1 protein-coding gene is annotated in these 369 nt (G+C 35.2%); it reads left to right on the top strand.

The window, feature by feature from the left end; genetic code table 11:
* Positions 1-369 (top strand): DUF1643 domain-containing protein (locus tag KA878_RS13950; RefSeq protein ID WP_210142250.1); only part of this gene is annotated, 369 nt, incomplete at both ends.

The raw sequence follows: 369 nt of genomic DNA, 5'->3' as shown, positions 1-369 counted from the left end.
AGACATGGGACAGTGAAAAACAAACACTTACAATCATCACAATGTATCCGCATTATGATGGCATTCTCAATATTGACCTAACAACTCAACTCATTATGAACAAAGTTTCAGAAATGGATGCATTTGGCTCAATCAATTTTGTGAATCTATACTCTAATATTACAACGCCTATCAATCTCAAACATTTAGAAAATGCCTATGATAATCATACAGATATTCAAATTATGAAGGCAGTGAAAGAATCGGATGAAGTAATATTAGCCTGGGGTGCTTACGCTAAAAAGCCCGTTGTTGAAGCACGTGTCAATGAAGTATTAGAGATGTTGAAACCACATAAGACGAAAGTGAAACAACTCATGAACCCAGTAA

The organism is Staphylococcus sp. GDY8P57P (assembly GCF_017892585.1).
Taxonomy (GTDB): Bacteria; Bacillota; Bacilli; order Staphylococcales; family Staphylococcaceae; genus Staphylococcus; species Staphylococcus borealis.
Note: the sequence above shows the minus strand (reverse complement) of the source record. Positions and strands in the feature narration are given on the sequence as shown.